Below are 22,070 nucleotides of genomic sequence, written 5' to 3' on the forward strand. Positions count from 1 at the left end.
CTGACACAGAAGAACACCAGCCATATACAATCAAAACAAGGGGGATTAAATCATTCTTCAAAGCAACACACTTGAAGAAATTGGTGGAGTGAGACTCGAACTCTACAAACCCGAAGGAACTGATTTACAGTCAGCCTGCTTTTCCAATTGCATATCCACCAATAACCGCCATCTGACGGTTAGCAATAATATTTATCGTGCCATGCAATGCACTATGCGGTTATTTAAGGTTCATATCGTTTTACCGCCAATCTACACGCAGCTCTTTTATTCCTCAAGCAGTAGTTGGAGATTTTAGAGTCTTTACTGACTATTTTCCATCAGTTACTACCGTGTCTGCACCTTGAACAGTTACCCAGCCAAATTTGTTTCTTGCCTCAGCTTCTTTCATCCGAATCAGCTCATCCGTAATCGAAGCACTGATGATTTTATTTGACTCAGCTTCAGCCTGAGCTTTCGTAATCTGAATCTGTGCATCTGTTTCAGCCTGAATCTTCTCAGTCTCTTTCTGAACCTTGATTTTTTCCTGTTCAGCTTCTGCTTGCTGCTTTTCTTGTAATGCAGTCACGCGATTATCAATAGCTTCTTTCAGTTTCTTGTCTGGGTGAACATCAATGATTGATGCATCCAGAACTTCAATTCCGTACTTATCGGAAAATTCGCTATTCAGGTAATCAGTCAGCTCAGAATTGAGTTTTGATCTGTTTCCAGAGTAAATATCCATCATAGAGTAATTCGTTGTAATCTCTGAAATTTTCGATTTCAGAACAGGCTTCACACGGCTTTCGATGATATCGTCACCGTCCATACCTTTGAACTTCTTGTATGTATCTACAAGCGTATCCGGGTTGTATCGATATGACATCTGAAAACTGATTGCAATACTTGCATCATCAGAAGTAGCAACCTTAAAAGAGTCATCTCCCTTGCTGCCCTCTCTCTTGTCTTTCGACATTACCAAGATTTCATTACTTGTTGAGAACTCTTTTACTTTTTTCATCGGACCTACAAAATTCAATCCCGGTGAAAGCGTTTCTTTCTGTACTCCATCCCTATACGTGTAGACTATACCAGTCTGTCCAGTCTTAATCAATTTGCACGAACTGACCGTGAACGCTGCACCGATAACAGCTGCAACCACTACTACCGCGACTATTCCTTTTTTCTTCATTCGTCCATTTTCCTCTCTTTAATTTCTTTTTCTGCTTTCGCATTATCTTTAAGGATTGAAAGTAAGATTTTATTTCCTACCCAAGCCAAAAGCATTCCAATAATCAAAAATACGGTTAAGGCACCTACAAATACTACAAACATCTTAACTCACCGCCTGTGCTACAAAATATAATAAATTTCCAATAGATATTAACAACAATCCTACCGTGATTCCAATGTTGATTCCATCTCTACGAGCTTTCACCATGAAGTACAGCATAGAAGTAAACATTGCTGCCATTATCAAATTTGCAATCAAGAAAATTAAGTTGATTATCATTTCCGGTATCTCCTTCTCATTGGCAATCCGTGAAGTTTTCTCCAGTTATTATCAGCTTGCCGCCCTAAAATCATCCGTCTGATTTCTGGCGGTATCTTACGTATATTAACTGTAATGCTCAACGCTTTTCCATCGAACGGAAGAAGATCCTCTACGGAAATATCCGGCGATATATCATCAACGAATATTTGATTTCTTTCTACCGGAATATAGCTGTTTTTATGTTCATCAAAAATAAATAGTGAATCATTTCTTTCATCTTCGCCCATCAAGGAAACCTCCTAAATTGCATTCACGCTTTGAAACGCCTTAATCATCTTCGGAAACTGAATGGCTATCCAGTCAATAATTGTCTCTTCGTGGCCGAACTGTTTATAATGCTCAAAGTTTGCTTGCAATCCACTTTCAGCAAGGAAAGCATGTATAATCTCATGCCGTAGCTGCTTTCGCATCAGTTCATCAAAATCTCCAACTTCATTTACATTGTCGTCCCTGATTCTAATTTCTCTCGATGTATAGTCACAATAACCATCGGTATCTGCATCTGCGAATGGTTCCCTAATCACTTTATATTCAGTTCCAAGAATATTTACCGTTGTCATTTCCAAAGCATCTCCTACAGGTATTTGAGAATCAAACTAATAACTGCTATAACCGCAATCACAAATGTAATCATGTAAGTGAATCCAATAATCATAAATAATATCTTCTCACCTATTTTGTAATTGGTTGTACAAGTAAGCCTTAATTTATTGCTGGCACTTAAAGTATTGAAATATACTCTTGTAATGATATAAAGAGCTATGCTGATAACTAATAGTATTAAGGTGATTTTGATTAGCATATTATTTATATGACTCCTTTTTGTTTTTGGTCGTTATTTTTGGAGGTCAGAGACACCCCGGGGCTCCGCCCCTCACAGACCCCCGCCGGGACCATTCCAATGTCCAACAGTTTCACGCCACAGCTATCGAACATATGTATCTATACGACAAACACCTATTTGTTTAATACATCATACACAATATCTTGTGTCTGTACATTCCATACCACGATATCTTGATTCCTGTATCATTTTTTGATTTAAATGTTAAAATACATCAAAAATCAAATACCGTGTCGTCTGCGTCCTGGTCTTCGATTACATCCGCTCCAATGTCCTGCGCTATCTGTTCAACCGTCTTTCTAGCTCCGGTGATCTGCTCCTGCTCTACTGCTTTCGTTTCTGCCATACCGTAAGCAGCTTTAGCAATAAATATCTTGTTGGCATCCGTACCCTTGGAATTTCCTAAATTATTCACCAAAAAGCCCTTGCAAATGTTCAACCATTTTTTGACCGTGTTGAGGTGTTCAGCGGTCCGATACTGCCCGTTAAGCCAATTAGTAAACGTTGTTCTGTCTATATCTACTAAGAAACTGAATGCCTCTAACGTAGGATTAACACCATACTTACTACACAGTCTTACATACACATTGAATATATAGTCTAATGCTTTTATATCTGCATTATCTGGTTTGGTAATATGATCTGAAATATAGAATAACATATCAACAAAGTTATCTTTTACGATCTGTTTATTATCCTGATCTACATGATCTATATCTAATTCGTTAGTGATATATTCATCTGCGTAGTATTTTATATTATGTTTATATACCTCTATTCCATCTGCTGTAGTTACTGTATTATCTTTCATTCCATATCACCTCCGTAAACATTGAACATATAATAGCGGTATATTGCGTCCATTGTCAATAAAAAATATTCCAGTGATAAATGCTATATCTACCTGGAATACTCTTTTCACACTACAATATATTGTATTATATTTAATTTATAAGCTTGCAAACTGTGAATTGCTTTTTCTGCTCTGGAATCCTCGCGCGCATGCGCGTGTATCTATACTTTTCTTCTCTTCTCTTTTCTATTCTTTACTGGGTTACCAAGCGGTATACCAAGATACTTTTATCTGCTTTCAGACATCAAAAAGGACAGTCGTTATTGACTGCCTTAATCTTTATCAATTTTATTCAATACTTGCCACAACTTCAAATTTTGCCGGACAACTTCCGCTCTCGGTTCCGTCTGTCAGAAAGTCTCCATCTTTCATAGCCTGTATTTTTTCAATGTCTATCCCGGTCATTTTCGCGACTTCTTCCGCACTTTTCAATACGATCTGGTTGGATTCCGGGTTAATTGTGTAAATAATTGTATCATTCATTTTGTCGTCCTCCTGTTTCTTTTTTTCTACTCTGCGAACTGTTCAAGAAATTCGTTTACATCTTCCAGCGATCCAAGCTCTACCTTTTCACTGTTCGGATTATCGCTATAGAAAAATGTTTCGCCATCTTTCCAAAATGTAAAAGAGCTATCACTGTATACCTGAAAAGCTTTTTCCGTTAATTCATTTTCACTAAATTCATGTTTTTTCATTTTCTTTCCCTCCTGATTATTTTTCGTATAGAGCGGTACAAGACCGCCCTATTTTTTTGTGTCTGAGCTGTTGTTATACGGCTCTTTTTTATTTGTCCATTCGTTTTAATATTTCTTGTTTCATCATTGCAATTTCGGTTTCATGCTGCTTTTCGGAAAATAACATTTTTGAATATTTTTGTAATAATACAATATTTGACATCTGTATTATGTCTTTATGATTCAAGCGCTTTCCATAACGGATTTTTTTTGATGTTAAAAGTTCATTCTTTCCAAAATATCCGTTTATATATGGATTTCTTCCGCTTACATTGTAACCATTGTAAGCATCGTATTTTTTAATATAAAAAGACTCTCTTTCTCTTAATTTTGTTTCTGTTATTTCATAATCATCGAACGTTTCCAAAATTAAAAATTCGAAGTTTTTTATATCAGCTTCAGTTTTTAAATCTTCATCCATTTTCATATTTGAACCGTACAGCTTTTCTATATTGCTTCTATGAGTTTTTAACCTGGAATTAACGTTAGAACTTGATCCAACATAGTATTTATCAGTAACTTTGTTATGAATCGCATACACTCCAACCCTTTTAACCTCCGGCACTTGAATTATATGCTGTTTTCTATTCATGTAACCACTTCCTTTCTATGGTTACATTATATAAATATTTGTGCCTAATGTCAATAGATTTTCTTTGTTTATTTGTGCTTAATTTTCTTTAGCTCTCTTGCGTTCTATTTTATCCAATTCTTTTACAACTACTTCTTTTATAAATGCGTTACAGCTTTTCCCAGTAAGCTCTTTTATACGTTCCTTTGTCCCCAACGGCAATTGACAATTTACACGGTCGACAGTCTTCATAAAGTCCGCAACTGCTTTTCTTCTCTGTTCTTTCTGTTTCTCTGTATATTCTGGCATCGTTTCAACCTCCTGATCTCTTTTCTCTATTATATTATATATGTGCTTAATTTTCAATAATTATTTGTGCCTAATTAAAAATGCACAATTTGATATTATTATTTGTGCCTAATATTGTATATTATGTCAATTGTGTTTGTGCCTAATATATTGTATCATATAACCATAGCAAGGAACAAAAGAAACAAACATTCGGACACACCGAAACCACTCAATACAATGAGGACATACGGAAGCGATTCGATTTATTGAAAAAATCTAGTTCCAGAAAAAAGAAAAGCCGACCGGAGCAGCTGACAACTAAACCCGATCGGCACCAATCAAAAAAATATTTAGAAAGGTAAGTCCATTATATCAGGGCGAAAAGGAAAAGACAATGAGTAAATATTTTAAAGCTATTAAATCATACGAGGACTTAAAGAACCAGTACAAAAATTTATTGAAAGCAAACCACCCGGACAACGGCGGAGATCTTGAGGTTATGAAAGAAATTAATGTCGAGTATGACGCACTTTTCACAGTCTGGAAGAATAAAAAAGAAGTTGAGACAGGCGAAGAGATCAAGGAAACCGCCGACAGCACAAGAACACAGTTTTACACTATGTTTGGATGGGAAGGAAGTAACCACGACTGGAACAGATCACTAAAAGAAGTCGCTCAGATCGTCCGCACATACGTAAAAGAGAAATACCCGACTTACAAGTTCAGTGTTAGAACGTCATATGCTTCTATGTGCCAGGAGTTACACGTCACATTAAAAGAAAGCCCGGTAGAGATTTATAAGACGTTTGAAGAGCTTGACAACGACGATTTTTGGGAGATTTCAAAGCGGTTATTTATGTGGGGTTACAACGACGAAAACAGAATAAACTTTTTGAACGCATCAGCAGAAGAAAAGAAAAAGACTATTGAAGAGTCTAACAGTAAATACGCACACATTTTAAACGACGTAACAAAAGCAGTTATTGAAGACGTTGACGCCTTCGTGAAATCTTATAATTATGAAGATTGCGACGGCATGATTGACTATTTCGACGTAGATTTTTATTACTTCGGATGCTGCCAGGATAACGGCGCAGGAATTAAGATTGTACCGAAAACGGCAAGAATCAAGAATAAGAAAGCCAGCGTTAAGACATCCAGCAAAAAAGAAGAACAGCCACAGCCGGAACAGATCGAAGCAAAGACGAACGGCATCAGCTACAAGATTACGCAGGGCGAAGACACGCGCGACGGTTCAGAATTATGGCTTGTAAGAATTAACGAGACACTCACAAGAGAACAATATCTTGCAGAAAATAAAGCAATGAAGGATCGCGGCGGATATTACAGCAAATTTAGACACGCATTTATTTTCCGAATTGATCCAACCGAAATCTTGAAAGGAGAAAAGACAGCATGAAAGAAATTTGTGTAAAGAAAATACCGTGTTGCGGGTGTCCTGAAATGGACACTTGCACGCTTGAAAAATCCGAAAATCTCTTGAAAGAATTATTCACGCGCTACGGGAATTATAACAAGGAAATGAGCGATAAAACAATAAGAATTTACGAGCAGCACCCGGAGAAGCTACACACCGAAAAAGATATATTACACTATTTCGAGCGGGCACGAAAAGATATTGAACAACTTGAAAGGGCGATCTTGCAGCTGAAAGCGTACGAGAACGCATTAACTGAAAGATATAACTTTATCAAGACAGCACCGACGAAGCAAAAAATAAAGCTATACCGGGAAAAGAGATGGAAAGACAAAGTTTATTATTATATTCTTTTCTATTCCGTAAATTTGACAGACGGGCATGAAGAACTAATGCAATCTATCAAATACACAGGAAAAGAACGTCGAAAAGCCATTGAAGATTTTGAAAAGCTCCAGAAAGAAAGAACCGGCGTTATATTTGAAAAAGATATCAAGCGCGCAAAATGGGAACGCTAGGAGGTAGAGCCATGAGAAAAATAAAATTGACAGACCAGGAGGCAAGCAGATTAAACATGTATTTTCTGCTCACACACAAAAGAATATCTGACGAGTTGGAAGTCTGGGAACGCCTGAAAGACGACCCAGCAGCACCGGCAGCCGAAAAAAATCTTGTTTTCTGGCAGGACATAAAAACACTTATTGACCGAATTTCTAAGGAATTGCGAGGATTTTAAAATGAAAGTTGAAACTGTATATACATATTCCGAGTGGTGCAAGCTTGTAGACCGCCACGGAAAAGAGATATTAAAAAGATACCTGAAAAGAAAAGCAAAGAAGCTGATCCGGTTTTCGTTCCGGTTGTTTACTATTTACTTGATATATGCATTGTTTTATGCAATCGCATATCAAATAACATTTTGATGTACTGGTGTCTTGTGGGCGGTTCGATTCCGCCCGGCATTGTTTCCAAAATTAAATATCTGGATCAGGTCGGACGTGTTCCGGCTTTTTCCGTATACGAAAGGAGTTAGACAGATGCAGACACAATCCATAAGCAAAGCACCGCGCAAGATGCGAATTGAAGCCATACAGGGCAAGCGGACATTTAAAGAGATTGACAGGCTAGATAATATCGCCCGTGATGCATGGGCAGCGTTATATACAGCGATCCAGACCGGAACGCATGATTATATTTATTGGAATGATGCGCCGGTTATATCGCAGTCCGGTATCAAGTCGCACCTATGCCGCGTCTTAACTAGATCAGTGAAGCAAGACAACGCTCTACAGCTTACTTGCATACAGATTAAGGACGGCGAGCCTATACCAATATCAGATTTACAGATTACAGAGCCGGAGCAGTTTATAAAAGAAACGCCAAACACCGCAGAAGTATATATTTTCTAAAAAAACAAAGCCAACGCCGATATTGTACCGGTATTGGCTTATTGGTGTATCTACTCCATGTGGTCGCTTATTGCGGGACTCTGGTTACTCTCCCGGTATTCTTCCAGGCTTTCACCGTTGACGACTTGGTAAGCGTGCTGCAATTCGTGAGCCAGAGGAAAGAGCAGCACCGGCGAAAATGGAATTGCATTTACTTCCATATAGTGATATGCTGAATATAATTATAAGCTTGTATTTGCCATTTTAAGGCGTTTTATTTGCTATGTGGTAAATCTATGCCATGTTAAAAAGCAACAGCCAGAACAGCTACCCACGAAGCCACACACGGCAGACAAACCACAAGCGTTCCCAGTTATTGTTTGGAAGTGTCGCAGATAAACAACCAGCACCGAGCGGACCGCATCAGAGCACACCACCAGAGCCGAGGAGCCAACAAAAGTACCAACCGAAAAACAGACGAAAAAGGACGATGAAATCGATCAAAATTTCAACGTCCAGATTTTAGCCCTCTTTATTTTTGTGGTGTGATCTTTTTTGAGAAAATTTTTCTAACCTCAAAAATCGCCCTAAAAACGCGCCACTTTTGGAATTTCCTGAAAAATTTTATTTTTCTAATTCTTCAGGAAACACTTTTTTCTTAGATATTCTTCGACCGAATACCTCTTCGCAGTATTTTCTGTACTCTTCGCATTCGGCGGTTTCCATGGCTTCCATGGTTGTTTTTCCGTGAGTATTCGCGAATGCCTTGACATATTGCTTATATTGTCTTTCCGCTTCATTCATAACCTTTCTCCTTTGTTCTCGCTTCAATTTCAATCGCATTTCCGTTTCTCCCGTCATTTATTATATTGATTTTTCCAGAATAATCAAATACCAATTCTCCATGATCGTACACTCTGATTCTGCCAGTATCGTTCTGTGCTGGAATCGTCACGACAAAATTTTCTTTCTCCGGTTCTGCTTTTTCCTTGCTATTTCCGCAAGAAGTAGCCAATATTACGAATATAATCACAGCCACGGAGAGCAAAATCTTATGATTGTGCATACTTTTCCGACTCCTTTCTGTACAGCTCCATCAGCGATTCAAGCTTTCTTTCATCCGACTTCGCCAGTTCACCATGCTTTTTCATATCGTTCAGTTGCATCAGATATGTACCGGCTTTATCAACATCTTCTTGCCCGTTCTTTGCTTCATGTCTCCAAAGGTACTTGAAAACATTTCCCATACAAAATGCCACAAAACCTCTTTTCCCTAAAAACAATTTCATCACAGAAAAACATTCAAGGCTTGTCTGCTTGTAGTGATCTGGTCTAATTTCTTTCATCTTTTCTCTTCTTCCTCTCTTTTAGTCTCTTATTCCATTCTGCCAGATACTTCTCCTGTTCTGCATCTTCCAATTCCTGTCTGGATCCGTATACCGGTCTGGAAAAGCTTTCTTTTGCCGTGTCACTGTCGCAATGTGCGATCATGCCACCGTAGTGCTGGTCCTGGTCATGCTTCATTTCTTTTCTGTTGCGTTTATTCATTGCATTCCTCCAGCAGCTCCGGATTGTCATATACATTACCGACAATGTAGAAGCCATTTAATCTAGTCCAATATCCAATATCGTTTCTGAGAAATTTAGCATTGCTCCATTTAATCACGAAACTTCCGTATTCATATTCAACTATTCCCTTATAACATCCAATCTGGACAATGTCATTCTCATATATTTTCTTTCCGTTCTTGTCAGTCAGCCCTGTATACTGACAAATGGTATCTTCATCAATCAGAAATTCACCATCAAGGCTTTTATCATTGATATAATTCTTGTCACTAAGATAACCATGAACCCATGTTCCATTAAGATGGTCGTTACTATCCATTGCATGGATATGTTTCCCTCTAAAAAGTATTTCTCTACTCATATTCCTCCACTACCTCCAATTTTAAATCCAAAATTCCATGTGCAGATATTTTCCCGGATATTCAGTTTCCCAGTAATAATGACCATGATAATTATCTTCGCAATATCCAGTCCACTGATCACACCATTCTTTGCATTTATCACTTCCTTGCTCATTGCCGGTGTGATGATCTGTAATATCGGAGCAATCCGAATTCATTCCATCCATATCAAGATTTTCTTTGCACCATGTCTCTATTTCTTCGTTAAGTTTATTTCTCTGCTCGATTTTGTCTACTATTTCTTTTGGAATTTTACTCATAACTGTTCACTACCTCCAACTTCTTCAAGTCCTCGATAAGCCACGGCTCGGAATCTGACCATTTGATCATTGGGAAATCCAACTTAAAGGATTTTAAGCTTTTATCTGATTCGCACCCACTACTTTCCCAACAGTCAATAAGTTTATGTGGTTTGCTGATATAAATGAACAAACCACCATCCATATCCCTAGTTATATAATTTATTCCTGTGCCAATATACTCCAAAAACGCTCTATCCCTCTTGCTTATCACTGGCTTTTCGATGTGATCCAGTTCTGCCCATTCTTTTAAGCGTTCTTTGTCGCAAAGCAAAAAATCATTACAACGATAACAGTTTGCACAATTGTTCTTTTCGCAAGCGATCGGCTTTCCGGTCACTTTACTGACAGAAACTGCATTCCCACTGCAAGCGATCTCAATAATCTCACTTGCATACTTCTCTTTATTCTTCATCTCTTCCACCCTCGTTTCACAATTTCAATGGCTCTATCCAGTCCATCTCCGTATCCGTCATAATACTGGCACGTATCCGCTTCGCAGACAGCTATATCATCATCTGCCTTATCGGATAGTACTTGTAGCTTTTCGATAACCTTATCTGGATCATAGGCTGTCGGACTTCCAACAATGTATCCTATCGCAAGGCTCATTCCCTCTATAACATCCAGATTGTATTGGTATTTCATGCGGTCCATATCAATTCTCATTCTTCTTATAAGCTTGTCCGCATCAATCAGTCTTTCCATTGCCCGTCCTCCAATTCCACATTCTTACCGCTCCCGCTTTCGTATCCGCATCGCCAGCTCTCCCACCGCAACGGCTACATATCACCCAGTATCCCGTTCCACCACCTAATGTTATTGGGTATTCTCTGGAAAGGATATATCCTTTCGCTCCGCAGAATGGACACAGCTTTAATCTTTCGTTATTCTGCATCTTTCCCTTCTCCTTTGTACGGTTCCGGCAACGGCATCCATGCAACAATTGTTTTTGCCGTGTGTTCATAGATTCCTTGAAAGATTCCATTTCTCCAATATCTCATCTCTGTTACTGTTCCGCTGTAAAAGCATACAATTACATCCGTGTTATCCTCCGGCAATCTCTCACTTGTTGGAATCCATCGACTTTCTTTCAGTGCATGTATTCCCATATCAATTGCTTCTACTGTCGGTTCTGACCAACCATATTCGAGATGTTTTACCAATCTATCTATTGCCTGTTGATTATTCATGCTTACACCTCCTCTTCTTTCGGAAACTGAAATACCTTAGGCAATACCCAGTAATTAGGTTGTACATAGCATTTGTTCACAATGTCATACCCACCATCCAACTCCATTCTGGAAAGATATTTCTCTCTGCACATTTCCATAGCCTTGATCGCTTTTTCTTCGGTGGAATATTCAGCTAAAATATAAACTCTATCTCCTTTGCCGAGGTCATTCCCTGGAAACGTTCCAATGATTGTTGCCATATTTTTCGAATATGGTGAAATTGCAATCAATTCATAAGGCACATCCAGTAATCCGTTCTGGCTAATGATTCTCATTATCTTCCACTCCTTAACATACAGAATAGTAATTCTGTCATAGATCTTTTCCTTAGTCCCATTCTACAATTTTTTACTACCTTTAATTCCCACCCCATCACATTTGCATCATCTATCGGCGTTGGATTTTGGAATTCATCTTCTGGCTCTTTCATGTGCGGGACAGCTACCATAATTCCCCAATATTTAGATGATTCCGGGTTGCATTGGTGTAAGTGTTCATCGAACTTACCGTTTTGCAAATCTGGTATCAAGTCTTTGTAGCACTCCATCGTAGTTACTATATAGTTCTTTTCTCCATAGAAATTCAGTCCATTCCCGCTATAAACATCTTCCTTGCAACTTTTAATTTCGTAACAAGTAAATATTCCTTTTTCCACCCCGGATATAGACATTTGATCTCCGGGTGAAAACTGCATATAATCCACGCGTTTCGCCTTGGATGTCCACGGGTCAATACTCACTTCTTTTGCATAATGTTTTCCAAAAACGTTTAGTTTGGTGCGTTCAAGGGTATGCGACAGAAAAAGTGTAATTTCTTTTCTATTCATTTTCATCCTCCTTTACATGCTCCGGGCATTCTTCCATGTATTCATCAGTTCCAGGATGCTTCCGGTTCGGCTTCGACCTCGACATCATCATCGTACATCTCCATAATATCTGTGATATCACAGAACGCTCGATCTAACCGCATCATGAAAATGTCAAACTTATCTACATATCTTAATGAATTGATATCAAGTTCGCTTTCGAATCTTGTAATTCTGAATCCATTTCTTTTTGATTCATACAAATGGATTTCTTTTGTCAGTTTCTCATCCTCCTCGCATTTGAAAACCAAATCGCAAAATCTTCCTCCAAATATGCTATTTCTTGTATCAACAGTTACTTCTGCTGTCACATTCTGATATCTCGGTTCATCATCTGTGTAGACTTCAAGTTCGGATGTATCAACGCTCTCGCTGACATATTCCTTGTATTTTTCGAACACTTCTTTTAAGCTGATTGTATCTTTATCCGGCTCTGTCATAAGACTCTTGAAGTTTCCTAAGATTTCTTTGTTGTCAATCAGATTTGTGCTGTTAATAATTTCCGTGAGAACTGCATCGAGTTTCACTGTATATTCGTCCAGATTTACTCTTCCGATTGCCGGTGTCATTACTTCTTTTACTTTTTCATCTATAATCTTCTTTCCTTCACCTTTCCAATTGAACTGATCTTCAATACTGCTTTTCAGTGCTTTGGTTACGGCATCGGATACAAGCTCTTCAACTGTTCCGTCATTCAATTTATCTGTTACTGCTTTCGCTATTCTTTCTTCAAATGTGCTCATAATTCGTTGCTTACTTGTTTTTTCTGGAATTTGTTTTGTTATAACTGTGTTTCCACTAATTCTTTCGGTATTTTCGCTTTTACAAAATGGACATTTCATTGGCATTTCCTCCCGTACATTTGATACGGAAATTATACCATTCCAACCATCAATATTCAATTGTCAAGGTACTGTTAGCTGCTATTTTTAGCTGCTACCCTATTTCTCTTTGTACTTTTCCAAAATCTTCATCATTGTTTTCATGTGTTCCGCTACTTCCGGGAGATCTTCATCACTGATTGCGCTGATGCGGTCTTTTCTTTTCAATTCACTCAGCTCATATATTCCGTCAGATAAACACTTGAATGATTTAGCTAAATAATTTTCGTTTCCGGCATCACCATCACACTCATAAAAAATTTCCTTTTTGTCATGTTCTCCAAACTTATCCGTAAAAAATTTTGTCCGCTTTGGAGTGATTCTTGTGATTTTTGCCGGAATAATTAACTGATGCCGGAATGATAAACCCCATCCGTAGCTCACTTTTCTTGCAATTCCAACCACATCTCCAACTTCCAATGTGTCTTTGTCTATCTCTTTTAATTTAATGTCCATTCTTCTCACCTACACTCATTCTCAAATCATAGATTTTCTGGCATATCTCATCACAAATCCTTTCTGCATCTGGATTTCCCTCTAGCTGTCGGACGTATCGCACACCGCATACTAAGCAAGTCAATCTTCTGATATGGTCCCACGCTTCCCATGCCATGTATGGGGTGTCAAACGCCTGTACCATTGCGCTTTCTCGCCCGTGTGAGAATCTTTCGCCGTACCATTTTTCTCTTGGAATTCTGAGTGTTTTCTGCGTGTCCTCTTTCACAATTTTGTCTTTCATTTCATCCATTACGGACTTTTTGACTTCTGTAATGATTTCTTGTTTTTCCTGTTCTGTCATATTTTTCACCTACGCAAATCTCATTTTTTCTGCAATTGACTGAATTACATTCACAGTCACTCCGTTTCCAGCTTGCTTATACAACTGGCTGTCAGAATTTACAAACTGTGCTTTCTCAAAATAATCATCCGTCCATCCTTGCAATCTAAAGCATTCTTTCGGAGTTAGTTTTCTGATTGCTATGTAACACTGATATCTTTCATACCAGACCGCATATACGACCAATTCTTCTGACACTTGAACGAATATCCCCTGATTGCAACTTGTGTCTAATGTGTTTTCAATTTCTTCCTCAACAATATTTCTTGTCATGCTTACTGGAACACTCGTTGCTACTCCATGTCTATCCTGTCCAGTAAGTGTGAACATCGGTTCTCCATCATCTTTAAATCGTCTGCCATTCTGTCTTTTTTCAGCACGATCAGGAGTAAGAACAGGAATTGCAATCTTATTTCCCTCACCTTTATTTGTTGTTAGACTCGGACTCACACCGTTCGAATCGTATACATTTCCGTTCATCCCTTTACCTGATGGATTAACATTGCACACAACACCAACACTTCTAGGTTCTTTGTAATCCCTACTTGTCAGTGTTGGACATATTCCTTCATACTCTCTCACTTTTTCATCTTGTCCAATATAGCTTGTGTCAAAAATAATCGGAACTTTTGGCTCTGTATTCCCCCCAGGTTTTGTACTTATAGTCGGAGCAAGTCCTTCGCTGCTATATACTCTATCCCTCTGTGAATTTCTCCCGTTCAGACAGCCGAACAAATTTAACGAAACACTATTTTCTCCGTCTGCTCTTTCGACAGGAAATACTTTTGCGGAACCTCTCCCTCTAAGATGTCCGACAATGAAGCACCTTTCTCTGTTTTGCGGCACTCCGAAATCTTTGGAGTTGAGCACTTGCCATTCTGCATCATACCCCCCCTGCTCCATTTCAATGAGCAATCTGGCGAAATCCCATCCTCCATTAACACTAAGCAAATTCTTAACGTTCTCAATGAAAAGGTAAGTGGGTTTATCTTCTTCTTTGAGCTGTCCGATAAGGTACATAACTCTGAAAAACAAGCTTGAACGGTTTCCTTGAAATCCGAGTTGTTTTCCGGCAACTGAGATATCTTGGCAAGGGAATCCGAAGCACCAACAGTCTGCTTTTGGGATATCATCGGCACACACTCTTCTAACGTCATTTGCGTACCATTCTCCATTTCTGTATTCATCTTTTAAAATCTCCTTCTGCCTTTTCTTCTGCGGTAATTCATTCAGTTTCTTTCTTTGTTCGTCCGTCAGAAGATGCATGGAAATATAGCTTGCTGTAGCGAACTTATCAAACTCGCAAAAACCAACGCATTCATGTCCGGCAAGTTCCATTCCTCTTCGGAAACCACCTATTCCGGCGAACCAGTCTATAAATTTCACTCTCACATCCCCCAATCTTGCCTACTTCCAGAATTTCCGAAAATCCCATTGCTGTAAGCTGTGGTATTGCCATTCACTCCGTAAGCATATCCAAGTCCTTTGTCTCCGCTGATTCCTTGCCAGTGCATATTACCTTCATACAAGGCGATCAAATCATTTGTTCCGTATTCCTCTTTCGGATTCAGCTCTACATACTTCTTTGCTCCTGTTTTCGTGCCGTATCCGCATATCTGTACAGTTCTTATAAATTCTTCTTTAGTCATGCGTATTACCTCCGATAAAATCAGTAATATTCATCTGCTGCTCTTTTTCAACTTTCAGCATTTCATTCTTAGCTCTTGCATAGAAATTTCGGTCAATTTCAAAACCGAATGCGCTTCTACCAAGATTCCTTGCTGCTCTCAACGTGCTTCCTGATCCGCAACATGGATCAATAACTACATCTCCAGGATCAGTAAATGTCTGAATCAATTGTTCTAACAACCTTACTGGCTTCTGAGTCGGATGAATTTTCGGAATATCCTTTCCATCCTTTTCCCACTTGAACCAGTTAAATACCATGTGTCCAGTTCCACGAATCGTTTTTCCGTTTTCATCAAACTGTGCTCCATTTCTAAATTTTGGAAGTTTGTCCCGGTACAATACCAGTGCATATTCCGTAGCACCTACAATACGCATATTTGCTTTCAATACTTGTGGACTGTAATTTTTCACAAATACAAGCGGTATGTAATTCACAAAGCCATGTTTCTTAGCTGCGTTGATCAGTGTGCTTAACTGTTCAAAACTGCAAAATACAATCATGCACGGAGCATCAGAACTTCTGCCACACTTGCCGGCTTTCTTAGGTTCTTTCTTCAACATTTTTGAGCAAAAATGAAAATACTCATACAGATTGAAATTGAAATCTGAATTAAACGCTGCTTCCTCTGCAAGTTTACTTTTACCGTTCTTATTATCCCTACCTACGTACCACATTGGATTACTTCCGTAAAAGTTTCTTCCGACATTGTATGGCACATCTGCTATAATCAGCTGTGCTTTCGGTATTCCATAACGGCGAAAATTCTGCATTGAATCCCTATAGATATCACATTTAAGTTTTTTTCTTTGTTTCATCTTCTCGAAAGGAGCCGATATATCTTTGCCCGGCCGGAGCTCCGCACTCCTTTCTATTTTTTAGTTGTCATAATTCTTTCTTGCGCTATCTCATAAAAATGTAAATCCAGTTCAAAACCTATAAATTTTCTTTCTGTATTCACACACGCTACGCCAGTACTACCAGATCCCATGCAGTTATCAAGCACCGTATCAGCTTCGTTCGTATACGTTTTGATAAGATATTCCAGTAGTGCTACTGGTTTTTGCGTGGGATGTACTGCAGATTTCTGAATATCCTTTGGAAATCTAAGCACAGATCTCGGATATCTCTCTGTACTATCATAAGAAGTTAATCCAAATTCATTGTAATCCGGCGAATCTTTACAGCTCTTTCTGTGTTCTGCCTTGGTCACTTTTCTGCTGTGTCCGGTTGTTTTCTGTGGATTGTATGTCGGTAATTTTTTATAGAAAATGCAAATATCTTCGTGCGCTCTTAACGGCATACTTCCCACGCTTCATCTGTGTTGAGTGACTTCGCATGGAGGAAAGCTCCTTTTTCCGTCCAAAGATAAAGCTTCGACGCTTTCTTTGAACCGTCATCAATTTGATGATGGTCAACGAACTCTCTCTTTTTACCATCTTCCAAGCAGATGTAATGTTTTCCTTCAATGTATCTTTCCTTATTTCTATTGAAGTTGTTTGAAATAACTCTTGTGTCAGAGCCATACGCTTCCGCAATCTGCTGCGTTGTGAGCACTCTAATGTTTTTGTACTCTGTAATTTGTAAGTCGTTCATCTTATACACCTCTTTTAAAAAAGTTAAATGTTTTGAACTTTCGTTGTAAAAAAATATTCTGCAATATCAGAATCGTCCAAATGCAGTAGCTTCACAGCCTTGCAAATATCAGTTTGTTTCCACGGAACATTTCCATTCAACTTTAGAGATAGCGTGCGTTCAGACATTCCCATTGCTTCGGCAAATCGATATTGAGAACCGAAAAATTCCACTATCTTTCCTTTCAATTTGTCGTAATTAAACGTCATCTGCGACAACTCCTTTCTTTTGTTTTGTTCAATATTTTGAACTAGTTGTATAATACCACTGCTATATTGCTGTGTCAATAGAAAAATTCAAAGTTTTTAACTTTTTACGTGTGCATTATTGAACTTTTATTCAATATGTGATATATTATTCTCAGAAAGGAGATTCATCATATGAAAAGGGAAAATACAGCAATTCGTTTAAAGCAACTTATGCAAGAAAGAAGTTTAAAACAAGTTGATATATTAGAAATGACAAAACCTTATTGTGCGAAGTATGATGTTAAAATGAACAAATCTGATTTGAGTCAATATGTATCTGGAAAGGTTGAGCCAAATCAAGACAAACTGTTTGTTCTGTCACGAGCATTAAGAGTTAATGAAGCATGGCTGATGGGATTTGATGTTGAAAAAGAAAAAGAATTTTCTGGTAAAGAAGCGTCAAAAGACATTGATTTGATACAAAAGTTTTCCTTACTGAACAAAAGAGATCAAGAAATAGTTATGAATATGATAGATTCAATGTTAAAAAGAAGCGAGGATTAACCCCACTTCTCTAACAACTTTTTAATAAAGGTATATATGTACTCTAAGATTCCTTTATTGTTTATTGTTTTTACGCATTCAATAATCAGTTTTTTGTAATCTTCTTCGTTCATATGTGAAACCTCCGCTCATAGAACAAGTGTTCGGGATTGTTTAAATAAATGATACTACTCTTTGAATCAAAAATCAATACATTTCCGAACAAATGTTCTTTACTCTTTATAAATACATTATACACCCGTGCTTTATCGGGTTGAAGTAGACCGGAATAATCGTATACTTTAGCATACACTTTTTATTCTTCCAGATCGAATAAGTCTGTAATCGGGACTTTGAGACCTTTTGAGATCATCGCGAGCGTTCTGATGGTAGGGTTGCTGCCCTCTTTCATCACCTTTTGTATTGTGGCTGGGGACAAACCGCAAATGAGCGCAACTTGACGGATGGATAGATTGTGTTCGTACATAATTTTGGAAAGTAGTATCTTCATGCTTAGATATTGTTTCCCATAGAAAGTGATTATACACATGAAAAAGAAAATATTAAACTTTTTATTTCCAAAGGCAACGATTGTTTTAACTTCCATCTTCTTTGCACTGGCATGGATTTATAACGATCTCCAAACAGCTATTCCTTATGCCCTGATATTCTTTTTCTATTTTATGATTCCTCTTGATGTTATTATCTGTATTGCAAATATTATATTGAAACTGATTCATAATAATAGAAAAGTTGTTTCTGAGGAAAAGCCTAACGGTGGGCAACAAACTCAAGAGAAACCTATTTTTCGCACAAGTAAATTCCAATCCGATAATAGATATACAAAAGGAATTGAATACTTTGCTAATTTCTGTACAGCCGGGTATGAACTTGATAAAGATAAAAATTATTCCTATAATGCAACTGGTGGAAACATCCGTTACAACGATAAACGCTTTGACAATATAGCAAACGACCCGGATATGGTAAAAATGATTTCAAATGAAAAAATCAATGCTATTTCTAGCCAAATCGTAAAAATATATATGCAAAAGAACATACGAATTTTTATTGAGCGTACAAATTGCACAAAAGCTTATCTTGTATTAAAAGTAATTCCAGTAGGTGTAACTTCCTTGAACGATATCACATTATTCCAAAACGATATTGGATATCAGACCGGAATGCCAACATTGATTGATGTGTTTGATAACAGGGGGTATGCATATATTATTTTTTCAATACAAAATTTTATAGACGATAGATTCCGAGATGTTAAATTGATATAACCGCCTAGTGCGATTATATAAATACTTTATACAGGGGGGATAACCTTTATGAAAAGAAAAATTGTAGCAATGATGTTAATTGCAATGATGGCATTCAATGCAACTGCTTGCGGAAGTTCTTCTGATAAATCCGCAAAAGCCGATAAAGCAACAAAAGAAACAACTAAAGATAAAAAAGAAGATTCGACAGGAAGTGAAAAATCAGATGATGAAATGTCACAGGCTGAATGGGTAGAAAAGAATGCCAGCAATACCGAAGATGGCTATGATATCGTTGATTCAATAGATATCACTTCTTCTACCACAACATTAAAGTATACTGGTTCAAAAGTAATAGATGACACCGGCGAAGATGGAACGACTTCTAAGAAAGTATTATTATATTTTGATTTTACAAATGTAAATGATTCCGAAACATCTGCTGAATCTCATTACAATTTCAGAGTTTACCAAAACGGAATCCAGCTAGATCAGTGGATTTCAATGAATAATTATGATTTTAGCGATGAATCTTTTGACAATACTATGAAAGCCATTTTATCTGGAACTACAGTTAATATAGCTGTTGCTTTTGAGTTGCAGGATGAAACTTCTCCGCTCAAATTGAGAGTAGACAATTCACTTGACGATAATGGAGAAACTCAATTATTCGCGCAGCAACAAGAAATACAGTTGCAATAAAAGAAAAGCCCCGGCGCTACCAACACCGGAGCCAATAGACACTATCTGGAAGATAATGCCAATTCTCACAAAATTAGTATATCATCTTCCAGGCAGCCACGCAAGCGGAACGAATGTTCTTCACTGGCTGTTATTTTTATACTCATTTTTAAGGAGGATGATATTTTATGCCAGAAAAAGAGAAAATCGTAGCATTGTATGTCCGGGTATCAACCGGGTATCAGGTGGACAAGGACTCTCTCCCATTCCAGAAAAAGGAATTGAAGAATTACTGTGAACACGTGCTACACATCGATAAAAAACGAATTGAAATATTTGAGGATGCAGGCAAATCCGGCAAGAATACCAAACGTCCTGCATTTGAACGAATGATGGAAAAGGTAAAGTCAGGGCAAGTATCTCATGTGATCGTGTATAAAATTGACCGAATCTCACGAAATCTTGTGGATTTCTCTCTCATGTACGATGATTTCAAGTACAACAACGTAACCTTTATCTCGCTGAACGAGCAATTTGATACCTCTAGCGCAATTGGCGAAGCTATCCTTAAGATTATCCTAGTGTTTGCAGAATTGGAGCGTAAGCTCACATCTGAGCGTGTTACAGACGTTATGATCGGGCGAGCGCAGAACGGGCAATGGAACGGCGCACGTGTACCGTATGGCTGGGATTGGGACGAAGAAAAGCAGATGCCGGTGCATTCAAAGAAAGAAGCTCAATACGGGATAGATATGTACCACAGATATTTAAACGGATATAGTACTCTCCGGATTGCTAGATATAATAACGAACACAGCATTCCAACCAAAAGGGGTGGCGAATGGTCTTCTAAAACAGTAGGAGATTTTTTACGGAATCCGATAAATAAAGGGGACTATAGATACAATTATCGGAATAGCGCAAGAGGGAAGAAAAAAGCAAAGGAAGAAGTTGTCTATATTAAAAATGTGTTTCCACCACTGATTGATCCCACAATATTCGATGAAGTAAACAGGCGACTGGATGAAAACTATAAAAAACAGAATACAAACTATATGTTTCCAATCAGAAAACAGTGCAATATTTTTTCTGGACTTATTATTTGTGGAAAATGCGGAGCGCATTATCAAGTATGTAGAAAAGATGAACGTAGGCTGGATGGTTTTCGCCCATCTAATTATGTCTGCACAAGAAAGCGTCAAAAGGCAATATGTGACAGTTTAAATGTGAGCGAAGTTAAAATAGGTCCATTTATGATAAATTATATAGCAGCTATGGTAGACATATCCCAAAAGCGGAAAAAACTCAAAGACAAAAAAGAATTAGAGCAGCTTATCCTCTCTCATATGCAGTTTACGGATTTAGCTGGAATAGCAGATGATAGTTTGCAAGAAACAATGGATTTATTATATGGACGGTCAACCAACATATGGTCATCATCTCCTATTGAAAAAGAAAGTCAAGATAACGAGAACAAAAAGAATAAATTGAAAGAAAATCTCCAAAAAACAGATCGTGCTTTGGAGCGATTGAAAAAGGCATACCTCTTCGATGATGATGCAATGGACGAAAAAGAATTTCTTGAAATGAAATCCAAACTAGAAATAGATAGGGTGAAAATTGAAAATGAAATTAAAGATATCGACAATGATGCAATAGCGAATAATGTAAACCAGATTGACTTCATTAAAACTGCTTCGCAGTTTTTGATTATCCACAAAATCAATAGTGGTGAGTTTATAGATTATAGAAGTCTTGCAATATTGGATGAAGAATCCATGAAAGCATTTATGAATTCCGTGATCGATCATATTGTGGTGCTAAACAGGCAGATTTCCGAAATAGTGTTTAAAAATGGCTTATCGCATAAATTATTATACAGATAAAAAGTCCCCGGAAAGGTTGATTTTCCGGGGTTTCTTTATGAAATAATATCAATTTTATCAAACCTCTACTACCGAGGTCATCTGACAACCGAAAGTCGTCACGCAAAAAGTCAGATCTCTTCCGATCTCCTGTGCTTTTTCACTTACATACTTCCGCGCTTTGGCAATGTAATAGTACTGTCTCTCCGGCTCGGTGACCGGAGCTTCTTTGGTAAGATCTATTGCATCAAAATCAATATTATTCATATGTTATTAACCTCTCTATACAAACTGGTTCAGCCCTGCATCATATTCATAATCAATGGATGCCAGTTTCTCTGTCAGTTCTTTTTTCTCAATCTGCATCTCCTGGCAAAGAGTATCCAGATCTGCATAAAAATCCCGTAATTTTGTATTGACCACACTCAGAAGGATCATTGGATCCTTTGGTAAATCTGCCAT

The 22,070-nt window shown here is 37.9% G+C and carries 42 protein-coding genes and 1 tRNA gene; 8 read left to right on the forward strand and 35 right to left on the reverse strand.

The window, feature by feature from the left end; all coding sequences use genetic code 11:
* Positions 1–80: 80 nt before the first annotated feature.
* The 11 genes from NQ556_RS09000 to NQ556_RS09050 all read right to left on the reverse strand — a co-directional run bounded on the left by NQ556_RS09000 (position 81) and on the right by NQ556_RS09050 (position 4,845).
* A tRNA-Tyr gene (locus tag NQ556_RS09000) sits at positions 81–161 on the reverse strand.
* Positions 162–310: 149 nt separating this feature from the next.
* Positions 311–1,171 carry a prohibitin family protein gene (locus tag NQ556_RS09005; RefSeq protein ID WP_204576003.1) on the reverse strand — a complete coding sequence of 287 codons (861 nt, stop codon included), beginning with the start codon at positions 1,169–1,171 and terminating at the stop codon, positions 311–313.
* The gene (locus tag NQ556_RS09010; protein WP_008375428.1) at positions 1,168–1,314 is read right to left on the reverse strand and encodes a hypothetical protein; all 147 of its coding nucleotides are present in this window, start codon (positions 1,312–1,314) and stop codon (positions 1,168–1,170) included. Before NQ556_RS09010 ends, NQ556_RS09005 begins: the two co-directional genes overlap by 4 nt.
* A 1-nt stretch (position 1,315) precedes the next feature.
* Positions 1,316–1,492: a hypothetical protein gene (locus tag NQ556_RS09015; RefSeq protein WP_008375427.1), complete on the reverse strand. Its 177-nt coding sequence runs from the start codon at positions 1,490–1,492 to the stop codon at positions 1,316–1,318.
* Positions 1,489–1,761: a hypothetical protein gene (locus NQ556_RS09020; protein ID WP_008375425.1), complete on the reverse strand. Its 273-nt coding sequence runs from the start codon at positions 1,759–1,761 to the stop codon at positions 1,489–1,491. The genes NQ556_RS09015 and NQ556_RS09020 overlap by 4 nt, the downstream gene beginning before the upstream one ends.
* A gap of 12 nt (positions 1,762–1,773) precedes the next feature.
* Positions 1,774–2,094, reverse strand: coding sequence for a hypothetical protein (locus tag NQ556_RS09025; protein ID WP_008375423.1), 321 nt, complete (start codon positions 2,092–2,094; stop codon positions 1,774–1,776).
* A gap of 498 nt (positions 2,095–2,592) precedes the next feature.
* Positions 2,593–3,189, reverse strand: coding sequence for a hypothetical protein (locus NQ556_RS09030; RefSeq protein WP_008375420.1), 597 nt, complete (start codon positions 3,187–3,189; stop codon positions 2,593–2,595).
* Positions 3,190–3,519: 330 nt separating this feature from the next.
* Positions 3,520–3,714 (reverse strand): hypothetical protein, encoded by a 195-nt coding sequence (locus NQ556_RS09035; RefSeq protein ID WP_204576005.1) that lies wholly within the window; start codon positions 3,712–3,714, stop codon positions 3,520–3,522.
* A 26-nt stretch (positions 3,715–3,740) separates the two neighbouring features.
* Positions 3,741–3,926 carry a hypothetical protein gene (locus NQ556_RS09040; RefSeq protein ID WP_204576007.1) on the reverse strand — a complete coding sequence of 62 codons (186 nt, stop codon included), beginning with the start codon at positions 3,924–3,926 and terminating at the stop codon, positions 3,741–3,743.
* Between the two features lie 88 nt (positions 3,927–4,014).
* Positions 4,015–4,557 carry a GIY-YIG nuclease family protein gene (locus NQ556_RS09045; protein ID WP_204576009.1) on the reverse strand — a complete coding sequence of 181 codons (543 nt, stop codon included), beginning with the start codon at positions 4,555–4,557 and terminating at the stop codon, positions 4,015–4,017.
* A gap of 78 nt (positions 4,558–4,635) precedes the next feature.
* Positions 4,636–4,845: a hypothetical protein gene (locus NQ556_RS09050; protein WP_044999267.1), complete on the reverse strand. Its 210-nt coding sequence runs from the start codon at positions 4,843–4,845 to the stop codon at positions 4,636–4,638.
* Positions 4,846–5,221: 376 nt separating this feature from the next.
* On the opposite strand from NQ556_RS09050, the gene NQ556_RS09055 reads away from it, so the two are divergent.
* The 4 genes from NQ556_RS09055 to NQ556_RS09070 all read left to right on the forward strand — a co-directional run bounded on the left by NQ556_RS09055 (position 5,222) and on the right by NQ556_RS09070 (position 7,674).
* Entirely contained in the window at positions 5,222–6,247 is a 1,026-nt protein-coding gene (locus NQ556_RS09055; protein WP_008375411.1) for an LPD29 domain-containing protein, read from the forward strand.
* Positions 6,244–6,783 (forward strand): hypothetical protein, encoded by a 540-nt coding sequence (locus NQ556_RS09060; RefSeq protein ID WP_008375409.1) that lies wholly within the window; start codon positions 6,244–6,246, stop codon positions 6,781–6,783. Before NQ556_RS09055 ends, NQ556_RS09060 begins: the two co-directional genes overlap by 4 nt.
* An 11-nt stretch (positions 6,784–6,794) precedes the next feature.
* Positions 6,795–7,001 carry a hypothetical protein gene (locus NQ556_RS09065; RefSeq protein ID WP_204576011.1) on the forward strand — a complete coding sequence of 69 codons (207 nt, stop codon included), beginning with the start codon at positions 6,795–6,797 and terminating at the stop codon, positions 6,999–7,001.
* A gap of 301 nt (positions 7,002–7,302) precedes the next feature.
* On the forward strand, positions 7,303–7,674 hold the full coding sequence (locus NQ556_RS09070) for a hypothetical protein (RefSeq protein WP_008375403.1): 372 nt from the start codon (positions 7,303–7,305) through the stop codon (positions 7,672–7,674).
* A gap of 603 nt (positions 7,675–8,277) precedes the next feature.
* Here the strand turns inward: NQ556_RS09070 and NQ556_RS09075 are convergent.
* The 21 genes from NQ556_RS09075 to NQ556_RS09175 form a co-directional block, all read right to left on the reverse strand.
* Positions 8,278–8,457, reverse strand: a complete 180-nt coding sequence (locus NQ556_RS09075) for a hypothetical protein (protein WP_008375398.1) — start codon at positions 8,455–8,457, stop codon at positions 8,278–8,280.
* Positions 8,450–8,692: a hypothetical protein gene (locus NQ556_RS09080; protein ID WP_147574786.1), complete on the reverse strand. Its 243-nt coding sequence runs from the start codon at positions 8,690–8,692 to the stop codon at positions 8,450–8,452. The genes NQ556_RS09075 and NQ556_RS09080 overlap by 8 nt, the downstream gene beginning before the upstream one ends.
* A gap of 13 nt (positions 8,693–8,705) precedes the next feature.
* Complete coding sequence (locus tag NQ556_RS09085) at positions 8,706–8,999, reverse strand: DUF3310 domain-containing protein (protein ID WP_008375395.1); 294 nt, start codon at positions 8,997–8,999, stop codon at positions 8,706–8,708.
* A complete protein-coding gene (locus tag NQ556_RS09090) occupies positions 8,986–9,201 on the reverse strand; it encodes a hypothetical protein (RefSeq protein ID WP_008375393.1) in 216 nt (71 codons plus the stop codon). Before NQ556_RS09090 ends, NQ556_RS09085 begins: the two co-directional genes overlap by 14 nt.
* Complete coding sequence (locus NQ556_RS09095; protein WP_008375392.1) at positions 9,194–9,583, reverse strand: YopX family protein; 390 nt, start codon at positions 9,581–9,583, stop codon at positions 9,194–9,196. The genes NQ556_RS09090 and NQ556_RS09095 overlap by 8 nt, the downstream gene beginning before the upstream one ends.
* Before the next feature lie 21 nt (positions 9,584–9,604).
* Entirely contained in the window at positions 9,605–9,883 is a 279-nt protein-coding gene (locus tag NQ556_RS09100; protein WP_008375390.1) for a hypothetical protein, read from the reverse strand.
* Positions 9,876–10,337: a hypothetical protein gene (locus tag NQ556_RS09105; RefSeq protein WP_204576013.1), complete on the reverse strand. Its 462-nt coding sequence runs from the start codon at positions 10,335–10,337 to the stop codon at positions 9,876–9,878. Before NQ556_RS09105 ends, NQ556_RS09100 begins: the two co-directional genes overlap by 8 nt.
* Positions 10,334–10,630: a hypothetical protein gene (locus NQ556_RS09110; RefSeq protein WP_008375385.1), complete on the reverse strand. Its 297-nt coding sequence runs from the start codon at positions 10,628–10,630 to the stop codon at positions 10,334–10,336. Before NQ556_RS09110 ends, NQ556_RS09105 begins: the two co-directional genes overlap by 4 nt.
* A complete protein-coding gene (locus NQ556_RS09115) occupies positions 10,614–10,820 on the reverse strand; it encodes a Lar family restriction alleviation protein (RefSeq protein ID WP_008375383.1) in 207 nt (68 codons plus the stop codon). The genes NQ556_RS09110 and NQ556_RS09115 overlap by 17 nt, the downstream gene beginning before the upstream one ends.
* Complete coding sequence (locus tag NQ556_RS09120) at positions 10,810–11,115, reverse strand: DUF551 domain-containing protein (RefSeq protein WP_204576015.1); 306 nt, start codon at positions 11,113–11,115, stop codon at positions 10,810–10,812. Before NQ556_RS09120 ends, NQ556_RS09115 begins: the two co-directional genes overlap by 11 nt.
* A 2-nt stretch (positions 11,116–11,117) precedes the next feature.
* On the reverse strand, positions 11,118–11,432 hold the full coding sequence (locus NQ556_RS09125; RefSeq protein ID WP_008375380.1) for a hypothetical protein: 315 nt from the start codon (positions 11,430–11,432) through the stop codon (positions 11,118–11,120).
* Positions 11,432–11,983: a hypothetical protein gene (locus NQ556_RS09130; RefSeq protein WP_044999265.1), complete on the reverse strand. Its 552-nt coding sequence runs from the start codon at positions 11,981–11,983 to the stop codon at positions 11,432–11,434. The genes NQ556_RS09125 and NQ556_RS09130 overlap by 1 nt, the downstream gene beginning before the upstream one ends.
* 44 nt (positions 11,984–12,027) lie before the next feature.
* Complete coding sequence (locus NQ556_RS09135; protein ID WP_008375374.1) at positions 12,028–12,765, reverse strand: hypothetical protein; 738 nt, start codon at positions 12,763–12,765, stop codon at positions 12,028–12,030.
* Between the two features lie 198 nt (positions 12,766–12,963).
* Complete coding sequence (locus NQ556_RS09140) at positions 12,964–13,359, reverse strand: hypothetical protein (RefSeq protein WP_008375370.1); 396 nt, start codon at positions 13,357–13,359, stop codon at positions 12,964–12,966.
* Positions 13,349–13,711: a hypothetical protein gene (locus NQ556_RS09145; RefSeq protein WP_008375369.1), complete on the reverse strand. Its 363-nt coding sequence runs from the start codon at positions 13,709–13,711 to the stop codon at positions 13,349–13,351. Before NQ556_RS09145 ends, NQ556_RS09140 begins: the two co-directional genes overlap by 11 nt.
* Complete coding sequence (locus NQ556_RS09150; RefSeq protein WP_008375368.1) at positions 13,712–15,133, reverse strand: DNA cytosine methyltransferase; 1,422 nt, start codon at positions 15,131–15,133, stop codon at positions 13,712–13,714. It lies immediately after the preceding gene.
* Entirely contained in the window at positions 15,130–15,390 is a 261-nt protein-coding gene (locus NQ556_RS09155) for a hypothetical protein (RefSeq protein WP_008375367.1), read from the reverse strand. The genes NQ556_RS09150 and NQ556_RS09155 overlap by 4 nt, the downstream gene beginning before the upstream one ends.
* Positions 15,383–16,201: a DNA-methyltransferase gene (locus NQ556_RS09160; RefSeq protein WP_204576017.1), complete on the reverse strand. Its 819-nt coding sequence runs from the start codon at positions 16,199–16,201 to the stop codon at positions 15,383–15,385. Before NQ556_RS09160 ends, NQ556_RS09155 begins: the two co-directional genes overlap by 8 nt.
* 98 nt (positions 16,202–16,299) lie before the next feature.
* On the reverse strand, positions 16,300–16,731 hold the full coding sequence (locus NQ556_RS09165) for a DNA-methyltransferase (protein WP_008375364.1): 432 nt from the start codon (positions 16,729–16,731) through the stop codon (positions 16,300–16,302).
* Positions 16,722–17,024 carry an ORF6N domain-containing protein gene (locus tag NQ556_RS09170; protein ID WP_008375361.1) on the reverse strand — a complete coding sequence of 101 codons (303 nt, stop codon included), beginning with the start codon at positions 17,022–17,024 and terminating at the stop codon, positions 16,722–16,724. The genes NQ556_RS09165 and NQ556_RS09170 overlap by 10 nt, the downstream gene beginning before the upstream one ends.
* A gap of 23 nt (positions 17,025–17,047) precedes the next feature.
* Positions 17,048–17,272: a DUF739 family protein gene (locus NQ556_RS09175; protein ID WP_044999264.1), complete on the reverse strand. Its 225-nt coding sequence runs from the start codon at positions 17,270–17,272 to the stop codon at positions 17,048–17,050.
* Between the two features lie 171 nt (positions 17,273–17,443).
* On the opposite strand from NQ556_RS09175, the gene NQ556_RS09180 reads away from it, so the two are divergent.
* On the forward strand, positions 17,444–17,815 hold the full coding sequence (locus NQ556_RS09180) for a transcriptional regulator (RefSeq protein ID WP_008375358.1): 372 nt from the start codon (positions 17,444–17,446) through the stop codon (positions 17,813–17,815).
* Positions 17,816–18,110: 295 nt separating this feature from the next.
* On the opposite strand, the gene NQ556_RS16710 is transcribed toward NQ556_RS09180, so the two are convergent.
* Positions 18,111–18,401, reverse strand: coding sequence for a helix-turn-helix domain-containing protein (locus NQ556_RS16710; protein WP_326998048.1), 291 nt, complete (start codon positions 18,399–18,401; stop codon positions 18,111–18,113).
* On the opposite strand from NQ556_RS16710, the gene NQ556_RS09190 reads away from it, so the two are divergent.
* The 3 genes from NQ556_RS09190 to NQ556_RS09200 all read left to right on the forward strand — a co-directional run bounded on the left by NQ556_RS09190 (position 18,343) and on the right by NQ556_RS09200 (position 21,629).
* Positions 18,343–19,083, forward strand: coding sequence for a hypothetical protein (locus NQ556_RS09190; protein ID WP_008375354.1), 741 nt, complete (start codon positions 18,343–18,345; stop codon positions 19,081–19,083). The genes NQ556_RS16710 and NQ556_RS09190 overlap by 59 nt on opposite strands.
* Before the next feature lie 48 nt (positions 19,084–19,131).
* Positions 19,132–19,764, forward strand: a complete 633-nt coding sequence (locus NQ556_RS09195) for a DUF5067 domain-containing protein (RefSeq protein ID WP_008375353.1) — start codon at positions 19,132–19,134, stop codon at positions 19,762–19,764.
* Positions 19,765–19,931: 167 nt separating this feature from the next.
* Positions 19,932–21,629 (forward strand): recombinase family protein, encoded by a 1,698-nt coding sequence (locus NQ556_RS09200; protein ID WP_204576019.1) that lies wholly within the window; start codon positions 19,932–19,934, stop codon positions 21,627–21,629.
* A 57-nt stretch (positions 21,630–21,686) separates the two neighbouring features.
* On the opposite strand, the gene NQ556_RS09205 is transcribed toward NQ556_RS09200, so the two are convergent.
* Together NQ556_RS09205 and NQ556_RS09210 are read right to left on the reverse strand one after the other, a co-directional pair.
* On the reverse strand, positions 21,687–21,875 hold the full coding sequence (locus NQ556_RS09205; protein ID WP_008375348.1) for a hypothetical protein: 189 nt from the start codon (positions 21,873–21,875) through the stop codon (positions 21,687–21,689).
* A 15-nt stretch (positions 21,876–21,890) separates the two neighbouring features.
* Positions 21,891–22,070: a DUF4250 domain-containing protein gene (locus NQ556_RS09210; RefSeq protein ID WP_008375347.1), complete on the reverse strand. Its 180-nt coding sequence runs from the start codon at positions 22,068–22,070 to the stop codon at positions 21,891–21,893.

The organism is Coprococcus comes ATCC 27758 (assembly GCF_025149785.1).
In the GTDB taxonomy this organism is placed as follows: Bacteria; Bacillota; Clostridia; order Lachnospirales; family Lachnospiraceae; genus Allocoprococcus; species Allocoprococcus comes.